Genomic DNA, 24,871 nt, shown 5'->3' with positions numbered 1-24,871 from the left:
TTCTTGTACGATCTGAGATAAGTTAATTTTAAGTTGAGCAATTACGCTTTAAGCTTTAATTTTGCGTATGACGAATGTCATTTCAAAACAAAAAAGAAAATGAACACACAGGATTTAATAGATCAAATTGCTTTTATAAAAGAAATTGATAAGGTAAAATACATTCAGCGCAAGACAAAATTATTCAACAGTGATAGATGCGAAAATGATGCAGAGCACAGTTGGCATTTGGCTTTAATGGCAATTGTTTTGGCAGAACATTCCAATGAACCGATTGATATTTTGAAAGTGGTAAAAATGGTTTTGATACACGATATCGTAGAAATTGATGCGGGAGACGTTTTTATTTATGATACTGTAAAAAGTCATGACAATACAGATGAAGAACGTTTAGCAGCGAACAGAATCTTTGGTTTGCTTCCAAAAAAACAAGCTGAAGAGTTTATTTCGATTTGGGAAGAATTTGAAGCCGGTGAAACCAACGAAGCCAAATTTGCAAGATCTATGGACAGACTTGAACCGTTATTGCAAAACACATCTAACAATGGCGGAACTTGGAAAGAGTTTGGAGTGAAATATGATAAAGTTTACGAGAAGAAAAGCATTATTAAAGAGGGTTCAAAATCGATATGGAATTACGCTGAAGGCTTGATTAATGAAAGTGTCGAAAAAGGGATTTTAGAAAAATAATCAAAAATAAATGCGTAAACAAAATCAAACATTTCCTGCGGTTTCAACCGCAGGAAATGTATCGGATATGCATTGTGTTCCGGTAGTTGAAACCACGGGTTATGTTTAATCATGTAAATCTATACGCAATTTTGTCATTTCATTCGACGAAGGAGAAATCGTCGTAAGAAGCTCGACAAAGAATGGCTTCTCGTTGCGGAGTTACTTGCGAAGATTTCTCCTTTGTCGAAATTACAAACTATAACCAAATCAAAAAGAGTAGAAGTGTAATCAATACCTTTAAATTGTTGAAAAGTTTAACAAATATCGGGAGATAAACTTTTTTTAAAGGGCGTTAATTCGGGTTCTAATGGTTAAATTTGTGGAACTTCATAAACAAATTACCATTATGGAAGAAATGCTCTTTTATGATCGAATGCAATTTGCCTTCACGATCACTTTTCATTATCTTTTTCCGCAACTTACAATGGGTCTTTCGTTGATCATTGTATACTTCAAGTGGAAATATCTCAAGACTAAAGACGAACAATACAATCACGCTACCCATTTCTGGATGAAAATCTTCGCCCTCAATTTTGCAATGGGCGTTGTAACCGGAATCCCGATGGAGTTTCAGTTTGGAACCAATTGGGCAAAATTCTCTGAATTAACAGGCGGAATCATTGGCCAGACATTGGCAATGGAAGGAATGTTTTCTTTCTTTCTTGAATCTTCTTTTCTCGGATTATTTCTGTTTGGAGAAAAACTTCTTGGGCATAAATGGCATTTTGTAACCGGATTATTAATTATGATAGGTTCTTGGGCTAGTGGATTTTTAATCATTGCGACACATTCTTGGATGCAAAATCCTGTTGGTTATGAAATCTTGGAAAACGGAAAATTTGTATTGAATAACTTTCAAGCTTTATTCTTGAATCCATGGCTTTGGCCTTCTTATTTGCACAATCAAGCGGCTTCTTTAGTAACCAGTTCTTTTGTTGTGGCTGGAATTGGAGCGTTCTATATTTTAAGCAACAAAAATGTTTCTTTCGGGAAATTGTTCTTGAAAACAGGAGTAATCTTCGGATTGATTTCGAGTGTAATTGTAGCTGTTCCAACGGGAGATTTAGCCGCTAAAAATGTGGTGAAATATCAGCCAGTAACTTTTGCTGCGATGGAAGGGATTTTTCATACTGAAAAGAAAGGTTCTGAAATTGTCTTAATCGGACAACCTGATGTAAAAGACAAAAAATTGGATAATAAAATCGCCGTTCCCAATATTTTAAGTTTCCTAACTTACGGAAATTGGGACCAGGAAATAAAAGGCTTAGATCAGTTTGAAGAAGATCTGCATCCAACGAATATTTCTGGTTTGTACTATGCCTATCATATCATGGTTGGTCTTGGAACTGTTTTTATTGGATTAATGGTACTTTCTCTTTTTCAGTTAATCAGAGGGAAATTGTTTGAAACCAAATGGCTTTTATGGTCTTTGATGTTCATGATGCCATTTCCGTATATTGCCAATACTACAGGCTGGTATACGGCAGAATTAGGAAGACAGCCATGGCTGGTTTATAATTTAATGCGAACAGCAGCAGGAGCCTCGCCAACAGTTTCATCAGGAAATACCTTGTTTACTCTTCTTGGTTTTATTGGTTTGTACCTTTTGCTAGGAATGCTGTTTTTGCTTTTAGTTGGAAAAATTATCAATAAAGGACCGCACCATGTGGAACTTTCAACAGAAAAAATATAAGTATGGAATTTTTTTGGTACGTAGTTTTAATGGGAATTCTGGCTGTTTATCTGGTTTTAGACGGCTATGATTTTGGTGCAGGAATTATTCATTTATTTTTTGCCGATACAGAAAAAGATAAAAAGGCAATTACCAATGCAATTGGACCGTTTTGGGATGCCAATGAAGTTTGGCTAATTGCAGCAGGAGGCGTTTTGTTTTTTGCTTTTCCAACTTTATATGCATCATCTTTCAGCGGATTTTATCTGCCTCTAATTATGATTTTGTGGCTTTTGATTTTTCGCGCCATCGGACTTGAAATGCGCGGACAGATTCATAATCATATGTGGGAAAGTATTTGGGATAAAGCTTTCGGAATTGCAAGTTTGCTTTTAGCTCTCTTTTTCGGAATTGCTTTAGGAAACATCGTTCGTGGCGTAAATCTAGGGATGGTTCAAAATGGCGTTTCTACGCAAGAACCACATTTTTTCTTTTTGCCTTTATGGAATCCGACTTTTAGTCCACAGGCAAATGAATTGGGAATTATCGATTGGTTTACACTTTTCTTGGGAATTGTGAGTGTAGTCGCATTGACGATTCACGGCGCAAATTGGATTATTTATAAAACAAATTCGGCGCTGAATCCGAAATTGAAAAATGTAGTTTTTAGGTTGAACTTTGTTTTGCTGGTTTTGGTTTTTATTTCTTTAGGAATTTGGCATTTTATTGAGCCGAAGCCGTTTCATAATTTCGTTGAAAACCCTGTTCTTTGGTTTTTTCCTTTAATGACTTTTGTGGGAATTGCGGGATTATTCAAAGTTCGTTCTTTCAAAAAAGACGGTCAAGGATTTATTTTTTCGACTTTATTCTTAGTTGGTGGATTTGCTTCGACAGCGGTTTCTATTTTTCCGAATGTTTTGCCTTCAACCAATAATATAAATCCGTCATTAACCATTTACAATACTGCCGCTCACGAATACGGATTAAATGCGGGATTGAGCTGGTTTTTTATCGCTTTGTTTCTCGTGATTATTTATTTTATCATTCAATATCGTGTTTTTAGTGGGAAAATGGATGATGTTGGGTATGGGGAACATTGATTTTTTTATAGCCACGAATTCACGAATTTTATTCTGATTAATGAATTTTATAGCTATAGATTACACGAATTTTAGTTTCAATATAAAATGAATTGCCTCCAGCTTTAGCTGGAGGTTTTTTGTTGAGATTTGAATTGGGCTTTAGCCAAACTTTGCGGTTTTTGGCTAAAGCCTTTTTTATATACATTTGCTTACCTCCAGCTGAAGCTGGAGGCAATTCAGAAAAGTATCAATGAAAAAACAAATAATAACGTTACTTATTTTCTTATTTGTGTCTGTAAAAGCAGTTGCTTGCAGTTGTGATACACCTAAACCAATTTTAGAGTTTTATTCTTCCAAATATGTTTTTGAAGGATTAGTTACATTTAAAAAAATTGCCAAAGATTCTGCTACTTATTCTATAAAAGTTAAAGTGCTCAAGAATTATAAAAAAGGTAATATTCCAAAAGAACTACATTTTACACTTTATTATGAGAAAGAGTCCTCTGGTGGAAGTTCTTGTCATATGGAAGTTCACAAGAATCAGAAACTATTAGTTTTTGCTTCTGAATATAAAGGAAAATTGGGTTTTAGTATTATGTGTTCCAATTCGCAGGTTATTCAGGAAAGTGGAATTAATCCGCTTCTTCAAAAGGTGTTGGATCATGGAAACGAATTTAAATTAGATAACTACATTTACGATCTTGATAATACTGTAAACGGTGAATTTAATTCTGCAAAACCAATTACCAATCTGGACTCTATTTTTAAAAATGCAAAAGCTATAAAATCTGATAAACCATTAGGACTTTTTGCATTGTACATTAATAAAAAAGGAGAACTGGTTTCTGTTTTTAATTTTTTTGATTGGTACAAATCTTCTGAAGATTTTATAATTGATCCAGCCTTTGGTTTAATGAAAGAATTTAAAGTGAAAAGTAGAAGACCTTTAACAGAATTTGAAATTTATACCATAGAATTACTGAAAAATTTGAAAATCTGGGAGTTAAAAAAATATAAAAATTCACAAATTGCCGTTGATTACATGGCTTACATATCTGTAGATTTTGATGAGAAGACATTGAAATGGACTTATGAACTGAAATAAAATTATGTAATTTTTTATATTAACAACATAAATGCCCTTCAGTTGTTATGGGAGTTATTTTGTTTGGACTTAGAAGCTGAAAAAAAACATATGATAATTTTTACAAAAGATTGAATTACAACCGATAGTTATATTCTATAAGTTGTATTGTAAGAAAAAAAAGCAGTTAATGTTTAATATTGCGTATCTAAGAATTTTTTCCCCCTAAAGAATTTTTAGCAATTTATTTTTACTAAAAGCGTAAAGCTATATTTACCTACTTAAATTATGCCTTTAACAATTTTTTCCGATGAGGTTAGATTTCGTTTTAAATCTAAAAACTGGCAGTATCAATTTGACGAAATTAAAGAACTTATACTGCTCAAAAAAAAGAGAAAATATTTTCTTGAAAATGGCTCTTTTATAGCCGTAACCGCCACCGCATATTACTGTATGCTATTTTCTAATCTAATAGACCTACATTATGTTATTCCTGCGGTTTTAAGTTATGCATTGATTGTGGCATTGTGGTTTAGCGATAAAGCAGAATTTGTATATTTTCTTTTTGTTAAAGATATTTACCAAAAAGAAATAAAAACTAAAATCGCACCAAAAGACCATGTGTTGGTTGGAGAGCAGATGGATTATTATTTGGATCTTCAGTTTGAAAGAAGTGTAAAAATAACTGCCTAACAAAAAAATCAAAGATGTTTGAATTTACTATTTCCCATTATGACTTTGTTTTCATAATGGCAGCTTTGATGTACGATTATTTTATTACTAAAAGAAAATATTAACGAAACGCTGTATCATATTTTTCTATTTATAAAGCGTTAAAATACCCAAAAGAAGTATAGTTAAGTCGTTAGAAATTAACGGCTGGCTGTTTTAGCTATACATGACCTCAAATCAGAATAAAATTATGGCCACAACAATTAAAAACAAGATTAGAAACATTAGAGAGTTAAAAAATTACACTCAAGAATATATGGCAGAAAGATTAGGTGTAACTCAGGCGGGTTACAGTAAAATCGAAAAGGGAAAGACTTCTTTGAGTTACGAAAAATTAGTTGAAATAGGAAAGATTTTAGATGTCAGCGTTGAGGATATAATTAGTTTTGAATACGATAAATATTTTAATAGTTTTAATAAAATCACAGGAAATAATAATGGCAGTATTTTGATTAATGCCGATAATTCTTCGATTCTAAAAGAACTTTATGAAGACAAAATTCAATTATTAGAAAAACTGCTTTCAAGAACCGAAATTGAGCTGGAACGTTATAAAGATAAGTTTGGAGCAATTTGAAGGTTTTAGTTTCATCTTTGTCAAAGTGTTAGGCTTTGACAAAGATTACTCTACAAGTGAAACTAAATAAAATTTGTGAGTTCTATTAAAATAAAACTTCTTTGGTAATGATGTAAAATCCCATTACGAGAACGAACCATCCGAAAAGGGGTTTTAATTTTGTGCCGTCTATTTTCTTAGAAAGCTGGCTTCCAACAAGCATTCCGATTAAGGCCATTGCAGAAACGTTTAAAAGAAAAGTATAATTTATTGGTGTTCCGATATATAAATCGCCAGCAAAACCAATTGACGAATTTATGGTAATAATCAATAATGAAGTTCCAACGGCTTGTTTCATAGGAAGATTGGCGAAAAAAAGCAGGGCAGGAATAATTAAGAATCCCCCGCCAGCACCTAGAAAACCAGTTACGATTCCGACCAAAAATCCAATCAGGCTTAGTTGCAAATAATTGGTTTCCGTTGATGTTATTTCGGTCTGATTTTTTTTAATCATCGAAATAGCTGCCGTAATCATTAAAACGGAAAAGATGATCATAATCAGAAAATCTTTTGAAACAGTATAAGATGCTACAGAAAATAAGGTAGAAGCAATTTGCGGAAAGATCACTTCGCGGATGATCAGAATCGAAATAACCGAAGGAATTGCAAAATACAAAGCCGATTTCAGTTTTAAATTTCCCATTTTATAATGGCTATAACTTCCAAACAATGCCGTTAATCCCACAATAAACAGGGAATAAGAAGTTGCCTGATCTGGATTGACTTTAAATAAATAAACTAAAATTGGAATTGTTAGAATAGAACCGCCTCCGCCGATTAAACCAAGCGAGATTCCGATTATGATTGAAGCAAAAAATCCTAAATATTCCATTGCATTTATTTTAATGCAAAGTTGCTTCGGAAATTAGAATCCTACAGTAACATTTATCACAGAAGATTTTTTTTTTAGCCACGAATTCACGAATTAGTGCTAATTTTATTTGTGTAATGAATTTCACAGATTAGTTAATTTGCTTCGATTCAGATTTAAAAAAAACAAATTCGTGAATTCGTGGCTAAAAAAATTATTTCAATAATTCTATCTGGTTTCGGTTGAGTTTGACCAAACCTCGCTGTTCCTTTTTTTTGAGTAACATTTATCACAGAAGATTTTTTTTTTTAGCCACGAATTCACGAATTAGCGCTAATTTTATTTGTGTAATGAATTTCACAGATTATTTAATTTGCTTCGATTCAGATTTAAAAAAATAAAATTCGTGAATTCGTGGCTGAAAACTTTATTTCAATAACTCAATCTGGTTTCGGTTGAGTTTGACTAGACCGCGCTGTTCCATTTTTTTGAGTAATCTAGAAACCACTTCACGTGAAGTATTCAATTCGGTTGCGATTTCTTGGTGCGAAAGATTCACTTCAGAGCAGCCGCAGGCATCAGAATGACGTTTTAAATAAAACTCTAATCTTTCATCCATAGAACGGAAGGCGATGTTGTCAACCACTTCGAGAACTTCTTCAAAACGGCTTCGGTAGGTTTCAATTACAAATTCATACCAGCTTCTATGTTCCATCATCCATTTATCCATCAATTGCAACGGAATCATCATCACGGTAACATCTTCAACTACTTTTGCCATTATCTGGCTTTTTTCGCTTTTAGCGGTACAAATCATCGAGATGGCGCAGGCTTGTCCTGGTTGTAAATAATACATCAAGAACTCTCCGCCATCTTCGCCTTCGCGATAGATTTTGATTTTACCTTTAATAATCAAAACGGTATTTTTAATATACTGTCCGGTACGCATTAAAATGGTTCCTGCTTCAAAATCCTGAAGGCTTCCGTTTTCTTCAATTGTAGCAATAAGCTCGTTGGAGAAATTAGGAAATATGGTTTTTAATGAATGCTGCATTTTATAGTTTTTTTTTTGCCACGAATTACACTAATTCACACCAATTTACTTTTAAGAATTAGTCTAGTTCGTGGCGAATATTTTTATCAAAATAGAATTAAAATATGTGATTATTTGCAAAGATAAGGGTTTGGGGTGGGAATAATTATCAGAAAACTAGATTTAAGATTAATTTTATGCAAATGAAAAAATCCTATTTTCTATCGATTTTGTAGGCTGAATTTTTAAAAATAGTAACTAAATTTGTAATTCACTGATTATAATACTTTCTCTAAAACGTTTTCTGAGAATAATAATCGAAATCGCATTTGGTACGTTTTTTATATATAGAAACGTCGTAATTTTACAAAAACACATTTTATTATGAATTTATCACAAGAAGATTGGGTTGCTCAGTTAGAGGCTGACGAAAATGCAGTTATACTTGATGTAAGAACTGAAGACGAATTTAATGACGGCTACATTGAGAATGCTCTAAATATTGATATCAATAAAGGGCAGGCATTTATCTATGAAATCGAAGAATTAGACAAAAATAAAAATTATTATGTATACTGTCGTTCTGGAGCTAGAAGTGCAAAAGCATGCCAGATAATGAACGAATTAGGTATCGAAAACGCGTACAATCTGCTTGGAGGAATCCTGGATTGGGAAGGCGAAACAGTACAACCATAAAAGAAGAAGAGGCACTAAAAAAGCCTCTTTTTTCTTTTGAAAAATAGAATTACCAGACCATTAAACAAACCAAATTATGAGTTTTATACCAGAAGAATATCAGATTAATGCGCTGATAAATCAAGATACTTATCTTGTAAATGGAGAATTGAAACAATGGACAGGGCAAACCACACCTGTGTTTTCTACTATTTCTTCAACAGAAAAATATTCACCGACTTTATTAGGATCTATCCCTTTTATGGGAGAAAAAGAAGCAGCAGAAGTTGTCGAAGCTGCTACCAATGCATACGATATGGGGCAAGGTTTATGGCCAACTATGAAAGTAGTGGATCGTATTAAATGCATGGAAAATTTTGTGAAGCAAATGAAAGAAACCCGCGAAGAAGTAGTGAAATACTTAATGTGGGAAATCGGAAAATCATTAGGAGATTCGCAAAAAGAATTCGACAGAACTGTAGAGTATATTTATGATACTATTGCAAGTTACAAAGAATTAAATGGACGCAGTTCACACTTCGAAAAAGTGCAAGGAGTAAACGCCATGATTCGTCGTGGACCTCTTGGAGTTGTACTTTGTCTTGGACCATACAATTATCCTTTAAACGAAACTTTCTCATTGCTGATTCCAGCTTTGATTATGGGGAATACCGTAATCTTCAAACCTGCTAAGCATGGCGTTTTATGTATCTCGCCATTATTAGAAGCGTTCAGAAGCAGTTTTCCAAAAGGAGTAATCAATATTGTTTACGGTAGAGGTCGCGAAGTGGCTTCTCCGATTATGAAATCTGGAAAAATTGATGTTTTGGCATTAATTGGAAACAGTAAATCGGCGATTGCTTTACAGGATCAGCATCCAAACAAAAACAGATTGCGTTTGATTTTAGGTTTAGAAGCTAAAAATCCAGCTATTATTCTTCCAGATGCCGATTTGGATTTGGCTATTCAAGAATGTATTACAGGTAGCTTGTCTTTTAACGGGCAGCGTTGTACAGCTCTAAAAGTGTTATATGTTCACGAATCAATTAGAGAAGAATTTAATAAACGTTTTGCTGAGAAAGTAGATAGTTTGGTTTTTGGAAATCCGTGGGAAAAAGGAGTTTCATTAACACCGCTTCCGGAAACCGATAAACCAAAATATATTCAAGGTTTAATTGATGACGCTCTTCACAAAGGAGCAAAAGTGATCAATGAAAAAGGAGGAAAACACACTGATAATTATATTTTTCCAGCAGTTTTATATCCAGTAAACAAAGAAATGCGTGTGTATCACGAAGAGCAGTTTGGACCAGTTGTTCCTGTGCTTTCTTTTAAAGATATTAAAGAACCATTGAAAGATATGGCAGAATCAAATTACGGACAGCAAGTAAGTTTGTTTGGTAAAGACATCAAAACATTGGCGCCACTAATTGATGCTTTGGTAAACTTAGTTTGTCGAGTAAACTTAAACAGCTCTTGCCAGAGAGGGCCAGATGCTTTCCCTTTTACAGGAAGAAAAGATTCTGCTGTGGGAACTTTGAGTATCCCAGATGCTTTACGTTCATTCTCAATCCGTACGTTTGTAGCTTCAAAAGATATCGACTATAATAATGAGATTCTGCAGGAATTGCTTAACAGCAAAGAATCAAATTTTATTAATACCGATTATATTTTGTAGTCATCAAGGTTATATATTAATTGTAGATGCCGTTTGTTGCTTAGGTGATAGACGGTTTTTTCTTTTAAAGAAGCTAAGGTTCTGAGATGCTAAGATGCTTAGTTTTTTTAATTAAAAATTAAAAATTAAAAATTAAAAAGCACTGTTAACCAGCAACCATCAACTACAAGCCATCAACCACCAACAATTCACAATTAATAATTAAATTTGTAACATTGTTTTAAAACAGCAGTCTTATATATCAAACAATCTAAAGATTATTTATGAAAAAGAGTTTTTTGCAATTTGCATTAATAGCATTTGTTTTTTTTGCCCAAGATACTATTGCTCAAGAGCTTTACATGCCTCGAAATATAAAAAAAGCTTATGAGAACGGAACACGTTCTAAAGACGGGAAACCAGGTGTAAACTATTGGCAGAACCGCGGAAAATATAATATGGAAATTTCTGTTGACCCTAAAACCAGATTGGTTAGTGGTACAGAAACCATTATTTACGAAAACAACAGCAAAGACACTTTAAAAAACTTAGTGATCCGATTTGTGAATAATCTTCATAAACCTACTTCGTCTCGTGGAAATGATGTAAGTGAAGATTTTCTAAGTGACGGATTAACGATTACTTCATTAAAAGTGGAAAATGAAGTGTACAAAGAAGATGCTAAAAAATGGGGAACTGTTGGAAACATAAAATTGCAAAAACCGATTTTACCAAATTCAAAAACTAATATAAATATTCAATGGAATTATCCTTTATCTAAAGAAAGTGGAAGAGAGGGGCAGATTGACGAAACTACTTTTTTTGTAGCTTATAGTTACCCAAGAGTTTCAGTTTTTGACGATTATAATGGTTGGGATAGGTTGCCTCATACAGACCGTCAGGAATTTTATAATGATTTTAATGATTATGTTTTTTCTGTAAAAGCACCTAAAAATTATGTGGTATATGCAACAGGCGATTTGTTAAATCCAGATGAGGTTTTACAGCCTGAATTTGCTTCACGTTTAAAAAAATCATACACAACAGATGAAATTCTTCATATTGCTAACGAACAAGAAATGAAAAGTGGTATTGTAACCAAACAATATGACTGGAACGTTTGGAAATTTGAAGCTAAAAATATTACAGATGTATGTTTTGGTTTAAGTGATCATTATTTATGGGATGCGAGCAGTGTTATTGTAGATAAAAAAACAAACCGCCGTGTAAGTGTTCAGGCGGCTTACGATATTAAGGGAACAGATTTTGTGAATTCTGTAAAAAATAATCAATATGCTTTAGATTGGTTTTCAAATAATTGGCCTGGAGTTCCGTATCCATTCTCAAAAATGACAGCTTTTCAAGGTTTCGCGGATATGGAATATCCAATGATGTGCAACGATTCTGAAATGGGAGATCCTATTTTTGCGCAATTGGTGCAAGATCACGAAGTAGCACATACTTATTTTCCTTTTTATATGGGAATCAATGAAACTCGTTATGCTTTTATGGATGAAGGATGGGCAACAACTTTTGAATATTTAATCGGAATTGCAGAGCATGGCAAAGAGGCTGCAGATAACTTTTACAAAGAGTTCAGAGTAAAACACTATATAAACGATCGATCTTCAGAACAAGATCAGCCTATTATCACAATGTCTACACAGGTTTCTGGAGCAGGCTACGGAAATAATTCTTATGGTAAAGCTTCTCTTTCTTATTTAGCTTTGAAAGATTTATTGGGTGATGATTTATTCAAAAAAGCACTACACGATTATATGGATAATTGGAATGGGAAACACCCAATTCCATGGGATTATTTTAATTCATTTAACACGGCAACAGGAAAGAATTTAAACTGGTTTTTTAATAATTGGTTCTTTACCAACAATTATTTGGATATTGCAGTAAAAGGCATTTCTGCTGATAAGAAAACCATAACAATAGAAAATATTGGAGGGTTTGCAATTCCGTTTGACGTTATAATTACTTACGCTGATAAATCGAAAGTGACATTACATCAGACGCCTGCAATTTGGGAGAAAAATCAAAAAATAGCCAGAATAACTCTGAAAAGCACAAAAAAAATAGCACAAATTCAACTTGATGGTGGTATTTTTATGGATGCAACTCCAGAAAATAACATTTTACTTGTTAAATAGATTGAATTGTTTTTAATGAATTAGTTAATATTGTTGCTTTGTTTTTAATGCAATACTATTATTTTTTTGTAATATTTAACAATAATCAAAAATACGGATAACCGTAAAGGTTTTTATTGAAAAAAAATTAGGTTTGTAAAATAATAAAAAACTTACAAATTTAATGAAAAATACACTTGTGCTGATTGTATTGCTAAGTACATTTCAGTTTTTTGGACAGAATAACCAAAAAATAGTATTTCAAAAAAACAAATACGAATTAGCTGTTGCATACTATAAAAAAGCAGATTTTGTAAAGGCAATAGACTTATTCTCTTTGGCAGCAAATATTAAACCAGATAGTGAAATTGGAATAGATGCCGTTAATAAAGTAGATACTTTACGAAAACTTTTGAGAAAGAAAATCTTGAATCTAGCTGTTGGAACTTGGAAAAGAACAGGAAATCTGCCTATTTGGTCAACAGCAGCGGCAAACGATAATCAATCTAGTTTTGATGAACTGATCGAGATTAAAGTAAACGAAATATTGTTTTACGAAGTTGACAAAAAAACAAAAGAGAAGAAGCTCCTAAAAAGAGAAAATTTGGTTTATAATAATGCTAGCTGTACTGCATCCGTATTTTCAGAAATTATACTTTCAGACGGAACTATTTGGTATTGCAGTCTGAATGAAAAGTCAAACATACTTCATGTTATTAATGTCGCAGTTAAAACAAAAGAAGGAGTACAGAAAATAATCAATGATAACGAAGAAAGTTATTACGCTAAAATCTAAGAGTAAATAAAAAGGGAATCGATTGATTCCCTTTTTTAATGTTTTATAAAAATTTAAATCCAAGCGAGAGACTAGTTACGCCCGTTTTAATTTCGCTATCTGAAGCATCTATATCACTTAGTCCTGCAAGATATCTTAGGTCAAAAGTAAGCCTCCAAACATCAACTCCCACACCGCCAAGTATACTATGATTGTTTTTTTCAAAGGCTATAGAATTTAGATTGTTGCTTGGCTTTATGTCTGAGAAGTTCTTCCAATTGTATCCCACAAAAAGCCTCACATTTCCTATTTTCCCGAGCGGAAGAATTTTAAAACCAGCTATTAAAGTGACATCAGTACCAGACAATTTAAATTCGGTTTCTCCAATACCATCTTGAAAAACGCTAAAGTTGGTTTGGGCATAACCAAATTCACCCTGTGCATAAAAAACGGTAAGATTTACTCGAGCAAAAGCGGAGGCGCCAATTCCTGTGTTTGTATGATCAGAACTAAAACCTTTTGCGTTAACAGAAGTAATATTCGTTGAAAACTGTGGCCCGATTTGTATTAATTGTGCAAATCCATTTGCACAAATACATAAAAATGCTGCTAAAAAGATTTTTCTCATAAGGATTTATTTGATTTTTGGAATTATAAAAATAGACATAATAGATCAAAATTGCACGATTTGTCTGATTTATTTTTTATAAACTTTTGAATTTTAGTTTTGTATGTTTTTTGTTTTACATTCTTACATCAGATTAAAATCAATTATTTTTGAAAAGATTAATATATACTTATGGAAATTAAAACAATAAAAGCATCCGATACTTGGCAGATCCGTCACGAAGTAATGTGGCCTGACCAACCGTTTGAATTTGTACAATTAGAAGAAGACGATTCAGGATTTCATTTCGGAGTTTTTGAAGATAATAAATTAGTTTCTATCGTTTCTTGTTTCATAGAAGGAGAAGAAATGCAATTTCGAAAACTGGCTACTATAGAAGAGTATCAAGGAAAAGGAATAGCTTCTTATCTTTTAAAACACATTTTGGAATTCGCAAAAAATGAAAAAATAGAAAAAGTTTGGTGCAACGCGAGAAGCAACAAAAAGTCTTTTTATGAAAAAATAGGGCTTATAGATACTCATAAAACATTTACAAAAGCTGGTCAAGAATTTACAATTATGGAAATTAAATTTTTAAAATAATAATTATCTGTTTTAGGTAAATGATTGTTTTGTAGTTGTTTAAATTGTGCTTTTTTGATTGTAATACTATTTTTCTTCATCTAGTCTTCATATAAAATGTTACCGAAAACGTTTTCATTTTATCTAACTGTTAAAGCTTGTTAAAAAATCTTTTTTTGTTTTAATTCTTTTATTACTTTCGCACCGAAATGAGAAAGTTAATAGTATTTTTAGTATTCATGAATATGCTTCTGTTTGGCGGAGGCCAATATTTGAATGCAAATACTTTTGGTCCTCATAGTCACCATCATCTACAAAAACACAGAGTTAAGTTTACTAATCAAGATCGTGGAACTTCAACAATTGAAGAAGCTACAGATATTGATTTAGAAGAAGATCTTGTTGGAGGCGAAGATGTTGATTTACTTGCGAACAAATATTTTACTGCTTCGTATAGTTTGGTAGACGCTTTGTATCTGGCACTTTCAGATCAGTCTGCAGCGAATGATTCTAATCGTTTAAAATTTTCTACGCCTATATTCGGGCATTCAAATCCTATCTATATTACTCAACGAGTACTAAGAATTTGATTTTATAGTATACATCGGTTACCTGAGTTTTGATCTCTGAGTATCTTGCTGTTGTATATTTTTCTACTTCTGCTTATATAAAGTTAAGGTCTGGACTAAGGCTGGCTGATGCATTTTAACATCCAAAAGGAATTTTCATTCCAAAGCATTCAATCGCTTAATTTCCAAACTAAATCATGAAAAAAATCATTGTTTTCACAGGCTTAATGGCCTTGGTGTGCTTAACGAGCTGTACATCTAAAAAAGAAGAAAAAGAAGAAGTTGAAAAATTTACGGTTACTAATCCGATTAGAATTGACACTTCATTTACCAAAGAATATGTTTCACAAATAAAATCGGTTCGAAATATCGAGCTTCGTGCCCAAGAAAAAGGGTTTTTACAAAATATATATGTTGACGAAGGACAGTTTGTAAAAAAAGGACAGCTGTTGTTTAAAATTATGCCAAACATGTATCAGGCAGAATTATTAAAAGCGCAGTCAGAACAAAAATCAGTAGAAATTGAATTGCAAAATTCAAAATTATTAGCTGATAAAAATATCGTTTCTAAAAACGAATTAAGTGTCGCTCAGGCAAAATTGCAATCTGCAAAAGCTGAGGTTGCATTGGCAAAACTTCATTTATCATTTACAGAAATTAGAGCTCCGTTTGACGGAACAATCGACCGTATTCCTTTAAAATTGGGAAGTTTAATTGACGAAGGCGAATTGTTGACAAGCCTTTCAGACAACAGTCAGATGTTTGCTTATTTTAATGTTTCTGAACCAGAATACATTAGTTATGAAACGCATATTAAAGACCGTGCCGATAACAAAGTGAATTTAGTTTTGGCCAACGGAGAACTGTTTAAAGATAAAGGAAATGTAGAGGTTATTGAAAGTGAATTCAACAACGAAACAGGAAATATCGCTTTTAGAGCTAGATTCCCTAATTCTGGAAAATTACTTAGAAATGGCGAAACAGGACAAGTTCAAATGAATGTTCCTCTTAAAAATGCTATTGTAATTCCGCAAAAAGCTACTTACGAGATTCAAGATAAAAAATATGTTTTTGTAGTAGGTAAGGACAACAAAGTGAGTTCGAGAGAAATCACTATTACAGGAGAAATTCCTGATTTGTATGTAATCAAAAGCGGTATTACAGAAAACGACAGAATCTTACTAGAAGGTGTTCAGAAAGTAAAAGAAAACGACAAAATTAAATTCGATTACGAATCTCCTAAAGAAGTAATCAATCATTTACGCTTAAAAGCAGAATAAATGAAGTATTCAGTTATCAGTTTTAAGTATTCAGTAAAATGCTGTGCTTAAAATTTTACTGACTGCGTATTGATTTCCATTTAATTTAATCATTTAAAAAATATTAAAATGTTTAATAAATTTATTCAAAGACCTGTTCTGTCGATAGTAATATCGTTGATCATAGTCTTTTTAGGGGTGTTGTCGGTTTTAAATTTACCAATTACACAATTCCCTACAATTTCACCTCCAATGGTGAACGTTACCGCAGATTATCCTGGATCTAACGGTGAGCTGATGGTTAAGGCAGTGGTTATTCCTTTGGAAAGAGCCTTAAACGGGGTTCCTGGGATGAAATATATGGCTTCTGATGCCGGAAACGACGGTGAAGCTACAATTAAAGTGGTTTTTAATTTAGGTACAGATCCTAACCAAGCCGCTATTAATGTTCAAAACCGCGTGGCTTCTGTTACCAATAAACTTCCTCCTTTGGTAATTCGTGAGGGTATCAAAATTACCCGAGAAGTACCAAGTATGTTGATGTATGTAAACCTTTACAGTACAGACAAAAATACCGACATGAAGTTCTTGTATAACTATGCCGATATCAACGTACTTTCTGAATTGAAAAGGGTAAACGGTATTGGTTCTGGAGATATCTTAGGAACACGTGAATATGCAATGCGTATCTGGCTGAAGCCAGACCGTATGTTAGCCTATAAAATTTCTGCTGATGAGATAATGGAAGCATTATCTAGTCAGAGTTTGGAGGCTTCTCCTGGTAAAACGGGGGAAAGTTCTGGTAAACGTTCTCAAGCATTTGAATATGTATTGAAATATTCTGGACGTTTTACCACTAAAGAACAATATGAGAATATTGTAGTAAAAGCTAATCCAAACGGAGAGCTTTTGAGATTAAAAGATGTTGCAAAAGTTGAATTCGGAAGCTCGATGTACGATATCTATTCTAATTTGAATGGAAGACCTTCTGCAGCTATTGTATTGAAACAGTCTTTTGGAAGTAACGCGAATCAGGTTATTGAAGAAGTTAAGGCTAAACTGGAAAAAATTAAACAGAGATTTCCAAGAGGAATGGATTATGAAATTTCGTATGACGTTTCTAAATTTCTTGATGCTTCTATCGAAAAAGTGGTTCATACACTTGTTGAGGCCTTTATCTTGGTAGGTTTAGTAGTATTCCTTTTCTTGGGAGACTGGAGATCTACGGTTATTCCAGCAATTGCAGTACCCGTATCATTAGTTGGAACTTTTGTGTTCATGACTTTCTTCGATATTTCATTGAACTTAATTACATTATTTGCTTTGGTATTGGCAATTGGAGTCGTCGTCGATGATGCGATTGTAGTTATCGAGGCCGTTCACGCCAAGATGGAAGAAGAACATCTCTCGCCATTTAAAGCTACTAAACAAGCCATGCACGAGATTGCGGGAGCAATTATTGCGATCACATTCTTAATGGCGGCGGTATTTATTCCAGTAGCATTTATGTCTGGTCCTGTTGGGGTTTTCTACAGACAGTTCTCTGTAACTATGGCAACGGCGATTATCCTTTCTGGTATTGTGGCTTTGACATTGACACCGGCACTTTGTGCAATGATGTTAAAAAACAATCACGGACAGCCTAAAAAGCCAACACCAGCAAATAGATTTATTGATGCTTTTAACGAAAAATTCAATTTAGCTCAAGGGAAATACCAAAATCTACTAGGTAAAATTGTTGATAGAAGAGTGGTAACTATTGTGGCACTTGTAGGTTTCTGTATTGGGACATTTTTAATAAGCAGTTCAGTTCCTTCAGGATTTATTCCGAATGAGGATCAAGGAATGTTTTATGCCGTGATTCAGACGCCTCCAGGTTCATCTTTGGAGAGAACTAACAATATTGCAGAGAGAGTTCAAAAAATTGCAGAAGAGATTGACGGCGTAAAATCGGTTTCTTCATTGGCAGGTTATGAGATTCTTTCTGAAGGTACAGGTGCCAACTCAGGAACTTGTTTGGTGAACTTAAAAGACTGGAGTGATAGAAAAGAATCTGTTGTTGAAATTATGCACGAGATGGAGGAAAAATGTAAAGATATTGCGGGGGCAAATATCGAATTTTTCCAACCGCCTGCTGTACCAGGATATGGTGCTGCGGGAGGATTTGAGCTTCGTTTGTTAGATAAAACCGGTTCTGTAGATTATAAGAGAATGGAGCAGGTAAACAACGACTTTGTTGCCGAATTGAATAAACAGCCAGAATTATCAAACGTATTTAGTTTCTATAGTTCTAGTTTCCCTCAATACATGATGAAAGTTGATAATGACTTGGCACAGCAAAAAGGGGTTTCTATTGAAAATGCAATGAATACTTTGTCAACTCTTGTGGGAAGTAACTACGAAATCAGTTTTATCAAATTTGGAATCAACTATAAAGTAATTGTTCAGGCTTCACCAGAATATCGTGCACAGCCAGATGATATCTTGAAATTATATGTGAAAAACGATCGTGATGAAATGGTGCCTTATTCTGCTTTTATGAAATTAGAAAAAGTATACGGACTTTCTGAAATTACGCGTCATAATATGTATACCTCAACACAAATCAGTGGTTCGCCAGCTCAGGGGTATAGTTCTGGTACTGCGATTAAAGTAATTCAGAGAGTAGCTGCCGAAAAATTGCCAAGAGGTTATGACATTGATTGGGCAGGTATTTCTGCCGATGAGGTTGCTCAAGGTAATCAGGCGATTTGGGTATTCTTAATCTGTTTAGGATTCGTTTACTTGGTATTAGCAGCGCAATACGAAAGTTTCATTCTGCCATTATCAGTAATTCTTTCGTTACCAGCGGGTATTTTTGGAGCTTTCCTTTTATTGAAATTAACAGGATTAGAAAACAACATTTACGCTCAGGTTGCGATGGTAATGTTGATTGGTTTATTAGGTAAAAATGCCGTACTGATCGTAGAGTTTGCAATACAAAGGCACGCTGCAGGATTATCAGTTTTACAAGCGGCAATGGAAGGAGCAAAAGCAAGGTTCCGTCCAATCTTAATGACATCTTTTGCCTTTATAGCAGGTTTATTACCGCTTGCTTTTGCAACTGGTCCGGGTAAAATTGGTAACCGAACAATTGGTACTGCAGCCGCGGGTGGTATGCTTATCGGAACCATTTGCGGTGTATTTGTAATTCCGGGCTTGTATTTCATTTTTGCCAAAATTGCTGAAAAATACAAATTGGTTAAACATGAACTAGAAAATCCATTAACAGAAGAAATTGATAACAATCATGTATAAAGTTAAATCATATCAATATAGTATTGCATTAGCTGTTTGTCTAGCAGTTGCAGGGTGTAAAACCCCTGCACCTGAGGCAGCAGTTACAACCAGTACACCAGTTCCTGAGTCGTTTGGTGCAACAGCTCAAACGCAAGATGCCAACAATAATACAGCAGCATTAAACTGGAAAGACTATTTTAAAGATCAGAACCTTGTTGAGTTAATAGACGCTGCTCTTAAAAACAATCAGGAACTAAATATTACTTTACAGGAAATTGAAATTGCTAAGAATGATATCCGTGTAAAAAAAGGACTTTTATTGCCAACAGCAGGTTTACGTGCGGGAGCGGGAGTAGAAAAAGTGGGTAGATATACCAGCCAAGGTGCGGGTGATGCTACAACAGAGATTAAACCAGGCGTAGAAACACCAGACCCGTTAGGAGATTTTACTATCGCCGCTTATGCAAACTGGGAAGTAGATATCTGGAAAAAATTGCGTAATTCTAAAAAAGCAGCTTTAAACAGATATTTAGCTACAGTTGAAGGAAAAAACTTTGTCATTACCAACCTCATCGCAGAAGTTGCCGATTCTTATTATGAATTATTAGCCTTAGACAATCAGTTGGATATTGTTAAGCAGACCATCAAATTGCAGACTAACGCTTTAGAAATTGTAAAAGTTCAAAAACAAGCGGCAAGAGCAACTGAATTGGGAGTTAAGAAATTTGAAGCAGAGGTTTTAACTTCACAGAGTTTAGAGTTCGAAATTTTACAAAAGATAAAAGAAAACGAAAATAAAATCAACTTTTTGTTAGGAAGATATCCTCAGGAAATTAAAAGAACCAACAGCACTAATTTCTTAAGTTTATTGCCAGCAGCTGTAAGTTCTGGAATTCCATCTCAATTATTACAGAATCGACCAGATGTGAAACAAGCGGAATTAGAATTGGTTGCTGCAAAACTGGACGTAAAGGTTGCTCGTGCTGAGTTTTATCCTTCTTTGGATATTACGGCTGCGATTGGAGTACAGGCTTTCAAACCTTCTTATTTGTTCACCATGCCAGAATCGCTTTTATATTCGTTGGCAGGAGACCTTGTAGCGCCTTTGATTAACAGAAATGCAATTAAAGCGGAGTTTGCAAGTGCCAATGCAAGACAGATTCAAGCATTATACAATTACGATCGTACGGTTTTAAATGCTTATTTAGAAGTTTCAAACCAAATGTCTAAGATTGAGAATCTTCAAAAAGGATATGATCTTAAGTCAAAACAAGTTGACGCTTTAAATACTTCTATTGATGTTTCAAACGATTTGTTTAAATCGGCAAGAGTAGATTATTTCGAAGTTTTGATGACTCAGAGAGATGCATTAGAAGCAAAACTAGAATTAATAGACACTAAAAAAGAACAACTAAATGCTGCAGTTCATGTTTACAGAGACTTGGGCGGCGGATGGAAATAATTTTGCCAATTAATTTGTAGAAGGAAAGCCTTTTAAGAGTAAAATCTTGAAAGGCTTTTTTGTTTCCAAATAAAAAAAAGACTTCTGTATATTTGTGTTTCAAAAGCTATTAATATGAAAAATCTCACTAAACCTAAAGCATTAAAAAAAGGAGATAAAGTTGCTACCATATCGCTTTCTTGGGGAGGCGCAGGGGAATTGCCTCACCGATATGAATATGGAAAGAAACAGCTTCAAGAAGTATTCGGATTGGAAGTTGTGGAAACAAAAAATGCGCTGAAACCTGCTGATTGGATTTATGATAACCCAAAAGCTCGCGCAGAAGATTTAATGGAAGCATTTTCAGATCCATCTATAAAGGCTATCATTAGCAATATTGGGGGAGAAGAAAGTGTACGGATTCTGCCTTTTTTGGACTTGGATGTTATAGCGAAGAACCCGAAAATATTTTTAGGTTTTTCTGACTCAACGATAACGCATTTTGCCTGCTTAAAAGCTGGATTGACTTCTTTTTATGGCACTTCAGTTTTGGTTGGATTTGCTGAGAATTGCGGCATGCACGATTATCAGATTCAGGATATTAAAAGAACATTATTTGCGGCAAAACCTGTTGGAGAAATTGTACCGAACATAGAAGGTTGGACAACAGAATATCTGGATTGGTTTGATACATCGTTATCCAATACCAAAAGAAAGCTGGTGAAATCTGATGGTTGGAATTTTCTACAAGGAAAAGAAAAAGTACAAGGAAGATTGATAGGAGGTTGCTTAGATGTTTTAGAATTTTTGAAGGGAACAGATTTTTGGCCTTCTGTAGAGACATGGAATGATTGCATTTTGTTTTTGGAAACTTCTGAAAATATGGCCCAACCAAGTACGCTGAGATATTGGCTGAGAAATTATGCAGCACAAGGCATTTTACATCGTATAAAAGGCATTATTTTAGGTCGTCCATATGATTTTAAATATGCTAAAGAATATAATGATGAGATTTTAAAAATCATAAAAGAAGAAAAACTGACTGACCTTGCCATTGTAACAGAAATGGATTTTGGGCATACCTGTCCAACATTTACCATTCCGTTTGGTGTATTGGCAGAAATTGACTGCGTAAATAAAACATTTACCATATTAGAAAGTGGTGTTTCAGAATAATTATAAAAACGTTTATAAATAAAAAAGATTTTCAGGAAGTTAAATCCTGAAAGTCTTTTTCGGTTTTAATAAAGTACTTTTATTTGGCTTCGCGATTGCTGCTAAAAGAATCTCTAAACATTTTCCAGCCTTTAGGAGTTTTTTTCCAAAGAACAAGAAATTTGCCATCATCCATAAGTTCGCCTTTAGCATTTAAAGACTGCCACAAACCTTCTTCGGTAACATATTCTACGCCATCGCCATAAACTGCTGTCGTAATAAATTTACCGCCTCTTAAGCCATATTCGTCATAGGCTTTTCTGAAGAATTTGGCGGCGCCTTCTTTTCCATAAATTTGAGGTGCATTGGGTAGCAATATTGAAGCATCATCGGCATAACGATCTATAAAGATAGAGGGATCATTATTTTTAAATGAATTAAAATAAATCGCGTTACTTTCTTGAATTGCTTTTTTTGCTTCGTCTAAATTGGCTGTTTCTTTTTTTGATGCCGAATTACAGCTGTTTAATAATATGGTAAATACAATTAGTTTTAAGATTGTACCAAGAGCATAATTTTTCATAACGTTAGTTTTTAATTAAAAGAATAAAATGATATTATTTTAATCAAAGGTATTGCGTCTAAAAACGTTTAAATTGTACAAATCGGAACAGTTTTTTTTTAAGATTCTAAGTTGCTAAGCTTCTAAGATGCTAAGAAGTAGTGCCGAATATTGATGTTAGATAATTAAATTATTTATTGGAGAAAGATTTTCTAGGTAAGAAGTTGGCGTGGTTCCTGTAAAAGCTTTAAAATCTCTTATAAAATGCGATTGGTCAAAGTAACCAGAATCGTAAGCAATTGAGGTTAAAGGAGAATCGTTGTTGGCAATTAATTTTAAACTGCGCTGAAAACGGATAATCTTGTTAAAGGATTTTGGAGCCAGACCCGTATGCTGAAAAACAAGTTTATGAAGATAACGAGGCGTCATTCCGTATTTGGCAGCAATAGTATTGATATCGCTTCCTGATGGATTTTGGACTAAACTAGACAGTATATGAGCCACTTTTTGAATTTTTTGCGACTTGTTATCATTCATTATCAATTTTTTGATTAAAAATGATTCGATAAGTTCAATTCGCTTTTGAATTTCTGGAGTTTCCAAAAGCTGTAAATGTAGCGTTGTTATGGGCTTGCCAATTACATCTTCTAAATCTAAAATTTGATCGTTAAAGATTCCGACCTCATCGTTAAAAAAATAAGCTGCAGAATGGGTATAAAACCGAATACCCAACATAGTGTGTCTGCCTTTTGATTTTATAGCAAGTGGTTTTGTTATTTGTCCCCACAATTCAATTTTGGGTGTTTTATGAAATTTTTCATCAATCAATGATTCCCAAATGCCATCGCCGAGATTAAAAATCATTTCCATTTCGCCACTAGGAAAAACAGTATCTTGAAATTCTATATCAGAATCTGATTCAAAAATATAATAGTGTTTTATATAAGGTTTCAGAATTTCTGATGGTAGAAAATATTGGAATTCCATTGCACTAGATTAATGTTAAATCATTGTCTATATCAAAGTTATGAAATTAAAGAATAGTTAAACCAGTATTTTTGTACGCCTTTAAAATTTCCTCATCAGGAGAAACATTGGTTACCAAAACATCGATGTCTTTTATTGGGCAGACAAAATATGATTCGGCAGTTTCCACTTTTTCGATAGAACTTAAAGCGATGACAAAATTGGAGTTTTTAATCATATTTTTTTTCAATACAGAATCGTCGTATAAAATTCCCGTAATACCGCGTTCGTGATGAATACTGCAAATTCCTAAAATGAAGATGTCTGCTCTGAAATTCCTAAAGAAATCAATCGTTTCAATACTCGAAGTAGCAAAAGAAGTCTTGCACATTTTTCCGCCTGCAAAAATTAAATCAATATTGGGTAAATCTTCCACCAACGAAGCGATGGGAAAACTATTGGTAATAACCGTCAATTTTAAATCGTAAGGAAAGCTTGCTACTAAAGCTAGAGAAGTGGTTCCGCCGTCAATAAAAACGACTTGTCCGTCTTTTAAATACGAAATAGCTTTTTGAGCAATAATTTTTTTGTTTTCGATATCGTGTTTTTCTCTTTTTCTATAATGAAGCGGAATCGGAGAAGGAGCCACCGCACCACCTCGAACTGCTTTTAAAAGTCCTTGATCTGAAAGCTCTTTTAAATCCCTACGGATAGTATCTTCTGAAACGCTCAGATATTCGCTTAATTCTACAGAGCTAACACGGTGTTCTTTAGATAGATATTCTAAAATTGCTTTTTGACGTTCTTCCTTTTTCATTTTACTTGCGGTTTTATATTGCAAAAATAAATTAAAAATTGCAATATATTGCAATTTTTGCATAATTTTACCGCAAAATAATTTTGTCATGAGAAAGAAAACCATTGCAGTCGATATGGATGGGGTACTAGCCGATATAGAAACCCAATTGATTGAAGAATATAATAAAGAATACGGAATGAACCTTTCGAAAGAAGGAATTCAAGGATTAAGCGAAGAAGAAGCTTTTAAAGAAAGAGCGCTTTTGCACAGAATTTTAAATAAAGGGAACTTTTTTAGAAACCTGCCGGTAATGCCAGATGCAGTTGAGAGTTTGCAAGAACTCCAAAAGAATTTTGAAATATTTATTGTTTCAGCAGCAACAGAATTTCCAATCTCTCTTGCTGAAAAAGTAGAATGGCTTGCAGAACACTTTCCTTTTATAAAATGGGAAAATATAGTTTTATGCGGCAGTAAAAGAATTATAAACACCGATTATTTAATTGATGATCACTGTAAAAATTTAGATTACTGTATGGGTAAACCTATTATGTTTACTGCCTTTCACAATATAAACAAAACACACCATCTAAGAGTAAATAACTGGAAAGAAGCGGTGGCTGTTTTAAACGAAACATTATAAGC

The 24,871-nt window shown here is 33.7% G+C and carries 23 protein-coding genes; 17 read left to right on the top strand and 6 right to left on the bottom strand.

Going from position 1 to position 24,871, the window contains the following annotated elements; all coding sequences use genetic code 11:
• Window positions 1-99: 99 nt before the first annotated feature.
• The 6 genes from DM397_RS14670 (at window position 100) to DM397_RS14640 (ending at window position 5,879) form a co-directional block, all read left to right on the top strand.
• Entirely contained in the window at window positions 100-690 is a 591-nt protein-coding gene (locus tag DM397_RS14670) for an HD domain-containing protein (protein WP_111378257.1), read from the top strand.
• Between the two features lie 388 nt (window positions 691-1,078).
• Window positions 1,079-2,425: a cytochrome ubiquinol oxidase subunit I gene (locus tag DM397_RS14665; protein WP_111378448.1), complete on the top strand. Its 1,347-nt coding sequence runs from the start codon at window positions 1,079-1,081 to the stop codon at window positions 2,423-2,425.
• Window positions 2,426-2,427: 2 nt separating this feature from the next.
• Window positions 2,428-3,504, top strand: a complete 1,077-nt coding sequence (cydB, locus tag DM397_RS14660; RefSeq protein WP_111378256.1) for a cytochrome d ubiquinol oxidase subunit II — start codon at window positions 2,428-2,430, stop codon at window positions 3,502-3,504.
• Window positions 3,505-3,736: 232 nt separating this feature from the next.
• Window positions 3,737-4,591, top strand: coding sequence for a hypothetical protein (locus DM397_RS14650; RefSeq protein ID WP_142479093.1), 855 nt, complete (start codon window positions 3,737-3,739; stop codon window positions 4,589-4,591).
• 267 nt (window positions 4,592-4,858) lie between these two features.
• Window positions 4,859-5,263: a hypothetical protein gene (locus DM397_RS14645; RefSeq protein ID WP_111378253.1), complete on the top strand. Its 405-nt coding sequence runs from the start codon at window positions 4,859-4,861 to the stop codon at window positions 5,261-5,263.
• A 229-nt stretch (window positions 5,264-5,492) separates the two neighbouring features.
• Window positions 5,493-5,879, top strand: coding sequence for a helix-turn-helix transcriptional regulator (locus tag DM397_RS14640; RefSeq protein ID WP_111378447.1), 387 nt, complete (start codon window positions 5,493-5,495; stop codon window positions 5,877-5,879).
• An 85-nt stretch (window positions 5,880-5,964) separates the two neighbouring features.
• On the opposite strand, the gene DM397_RS14635 is transcribed toward DM397_RS14640, so the two are convergent.
• Both DM397_RS14635 and DM397_RS14625 read right to left on the bottom strand, forming a co-directional pair.
• Window positions 5,965-6,750, bottom strand: a complete 786-nt coding sequence (locus DM397_RS14635) for a sulfite exporter TauE/SafE family protein (protein WP_111378252.1) — start codon at window positions 6,748-6,750, stop codon at window positions 5,965-5,967.
• Between the two features lie 406 nt (window positions 6,751-7,156).
• Window positions 7,157-7,783, bottom strand: coding sequence for a Crp/Fnr family transcriptional regulator (locus DM397_RS14625; protein ID WP_111363407.1), 627 nt, complete (start codon window positions 7,781-7,783; stop codon window positions 7,157-7,159).
• A gap of 363 nt (window positions 7,784-8,146) precedes the next feature.
• On the opposite strand from DM397_RS14625, the gene DM397_RS14620 reads away from it, so the two are divergent.
• The 4 genes from DM397_RS14620 (at window position 8,147) to DM397_RS14605 (ending at window position 13,031) form a co-directional block, all read left to right on the top strand.
• Window positions 8,147-8,458 carry a rhodanese-like domain-containing protein gene (locus DM397_RS14620; RefSeq protein ID WP_095929060.1) on the top strand — a complete coding sequence of 104 codons (312 nt, stop codon included), beginning with the start codon at window positions 8,147-8,149 and terminating at the stop codon, window positions 8,456-8,458.
• A gap of 76 nt (window positions 8,459-8,534) precedes the next feature.
• Window positions 8,535-10,115, top strand: a complete 1,581-nt coding sequence (locus tag DM397_RS14615; protein ID WP_111378251.1) for an NADP-dependent glyceraldehyde-3-phosphate dehydrogenase — start codon at window positions 8,535-8,537, stop codon at window positions 10,113-10,115.
• A gap of 263 nt (window positions 10,116-10,378) precedes the next feature.
• Window positions 10,379-12,256 carry a M1 family metallopeptidase gene (locus tag DM397_RS14610; protein WP_111378250.1) on the top strand — a complete coding sequence of 626 codons (1,878 nt, stop codon included), beginning with the start codon at window positions 10,379-10,381 and terminating at the stop codon, window positions 12,254-12,256.
• A gap of 163 nt (window positions 12,257-12,419) precedes the next feature.
• The gene (locus tag DM397_RS14605; RefSeq protein WP_111378249.1) at window positions 12,420-13,031 is read left to right on the top strand and encodes a hypothetical protein; all 612 of its coding nucleotides are present in this window, start codon (window positions 12,420-12,422) and stop codon (window positions 13,029-13,031) included.
• A gap of 43 nt (window positions 13,032-13,074) precedes the next feature.
• Here the strand turns inward: DM397_RS14605 and DM397_RS14600 are convergent, their stop codons facing one another.
• Window positions 13,075-13,638 (bottom strand): outer membrane beta-barrel protein, encoded by a 564-nt coding sequence (locus DM397_RS14600; RefSeq protein WP_111378248.1) that lies wholly within the window; start codon window positions 13,636-13,638, stop codon window positions 13,075-13,077.
• 171 nt (window positions 13,639-13,809) lie between these two features.
• Here DM397_RS14600 and DM397_RS14595 point away from each other — a divergent pair, with 171 nt between their 5' ends.
• The 6 genes from DM397_RS14595 to DM397_RS14570 all read left to right on the top strand — a co-directional run bounded on the left by DM397_RS14595 (window position 13,810) and on the right by DM397_RS14570 (window position 21,923).
• Complete coding sequence (locus tag DM397_RS14595; protein ID WP_111378247.1) at window positions 13,810-14,220, top strand: GNAT family N-acetyltransferase; 411 nt, start codon at window positions 13,810-13,812, stop codon at window positions 14,218-14,220.
• A 188-nt stretch (window positions 14,221-14,408) separates the two neighbouring features.
• Window positions 14,409-14,789 carry a hypothetical protein gene (locus DM397_RS14590; RefSeq protein WP_111378246.1) on the top strand — a complete coding sequence of 127 codons (381 nt, stop codon included), beginning with the start codon at window positions 14,409-14,411 and terminating at the stop codon, window positions 14,787-14,789.
• 176 nt (window positions 14,790-14,965) lie between these two features.
• The gene (locus DM397_RS14585) at window positions 14,966-16,048 is read left to right on the top strand and encodes an efflux RND transporter periplasmic adaptor subunit (RefSeq protein WP_111378245.1); all 1,083 of its coding nucleotides are present in this window, start codon (window positions 14,966-14,968) and stop codon (window positions 16,046-16,048) included.
• Window positions 16,049-16,156: 108 nt separating this feature from the next.
• On the top strand, window positions 16,157-19,324 hold the full coding sequence (locus tag DM397_RS14580) for an efflux RND transporter permease subunit (protein ID WP_111378244.1): 3,168 nt from the start codon (window positions 16,157-16,159) through the stop codon (window positions 19,322-19,324).
• Entirely contained in the window at window positions 19,317-20,768 is a 1,452-nt protein-coding gene (locus DM397_RS14575; protein ID WP_111378243.1) for a TolC family protein, read from the top strand. Before DM397_RS14580 ends, DM397_RS14575 begins: the two co-directional genes overlap by 8 nt.
• Window positions 20,769-20,882: 114 nt before the next feature.
• Window positions 20,883-21,923 carry a S66 family peptidase gene (locus tag DM397_RS14570; protein WP_111378242.1) on the top strand — a complete coding sequence of 347 codons (1,041 nt, stop codon included), beginning with the start codon at window positions 20,883-20,885 and terminating at the stop codon, window positions 21,921-21,923.
• 79 nt (window positions 21,924-22,002) lie between these two features.
• Here the strand turns inward: DM397_RS14570 and DM397_RS14565 are convergent, their stop codons facing one another.
• The 3 genes from DM397_RS14565 to DM397_RS14555 all read right to left on the bottom strand — a co-directional run bounded on the left by DM397_RS14565 (window position 22,003) and on the right by DM397_RS14555 (window position 24,247).
• Complete coding sequence (locus DM397_RS14565) at window positions 22,003-22,485, bottom strand: YybH family protein (RefSeq protein ID WP_111378241.1); 483 nt, start codon at window positions 22,483-22,485, stop codon at window positions 22,003-22,005.
• Between the two features lie 156 nt (window positions 22,486-22,641).
• Window positions 22,642-23,451 carry a helix-turn-helix domain-containing protein gene (locus tag DM397_RS14560; RefSeq protein WP_111378240.1) on the bottom strand — a complete coding sequence of 270 codons (810 nt, stop codon included), beginning with the start codon at window positions 23,449-23,451 and terminating at the stop codon, window positions 22,642-22,644.
• Between the two features lie 46 nt (window positions 23,452-23,497).
• Window positions 23,498-24,247, bottom strand: a complete 750-nt coding sequence (locus tag DM397_RS14555; protein ID WP_167511667.1) for a DeoR/GlpR family DNA-binding transcription regulator — start codon at window positions 24,245-24,247, stop codon at window positions 23,498-23,500.
• Window positions 24,248-24,335: 88 nt separating this feature from the next.
• On the opposite strand from DM397_RS14555, the gene DM397_RS14550 reads away from it, so the two are divergent.
• Complete coding sequence (locus DM397_RS14550) at window positions 24,336-24,869, top strand: 5' nucleotidase, NT5C type (RefSeq protein WP_111378239.1); 534 nt, start codon at window positions 24,336-24,338, stop codon at window positions 24,867-24,869.
• Window positions 24,870-24,871 lie beyond the last annotated feature (2 nt).

The sequence above is a fragment of the Flavobacterium nitrogenifigens genome, assembly GCF_003254565.1.
In the GTDB taxonomy this organism is placed as follows: domain Bacteria; phylum Bacteroidota; class Bacteroidia; order Flavobacteriales; family Flavobacteriaceae; genus Flavobacterium; species Flavobacterium nitrogenifigens.
This window is presented reverse-complemented; position numbering and strand designations above follow the sequence as displayed.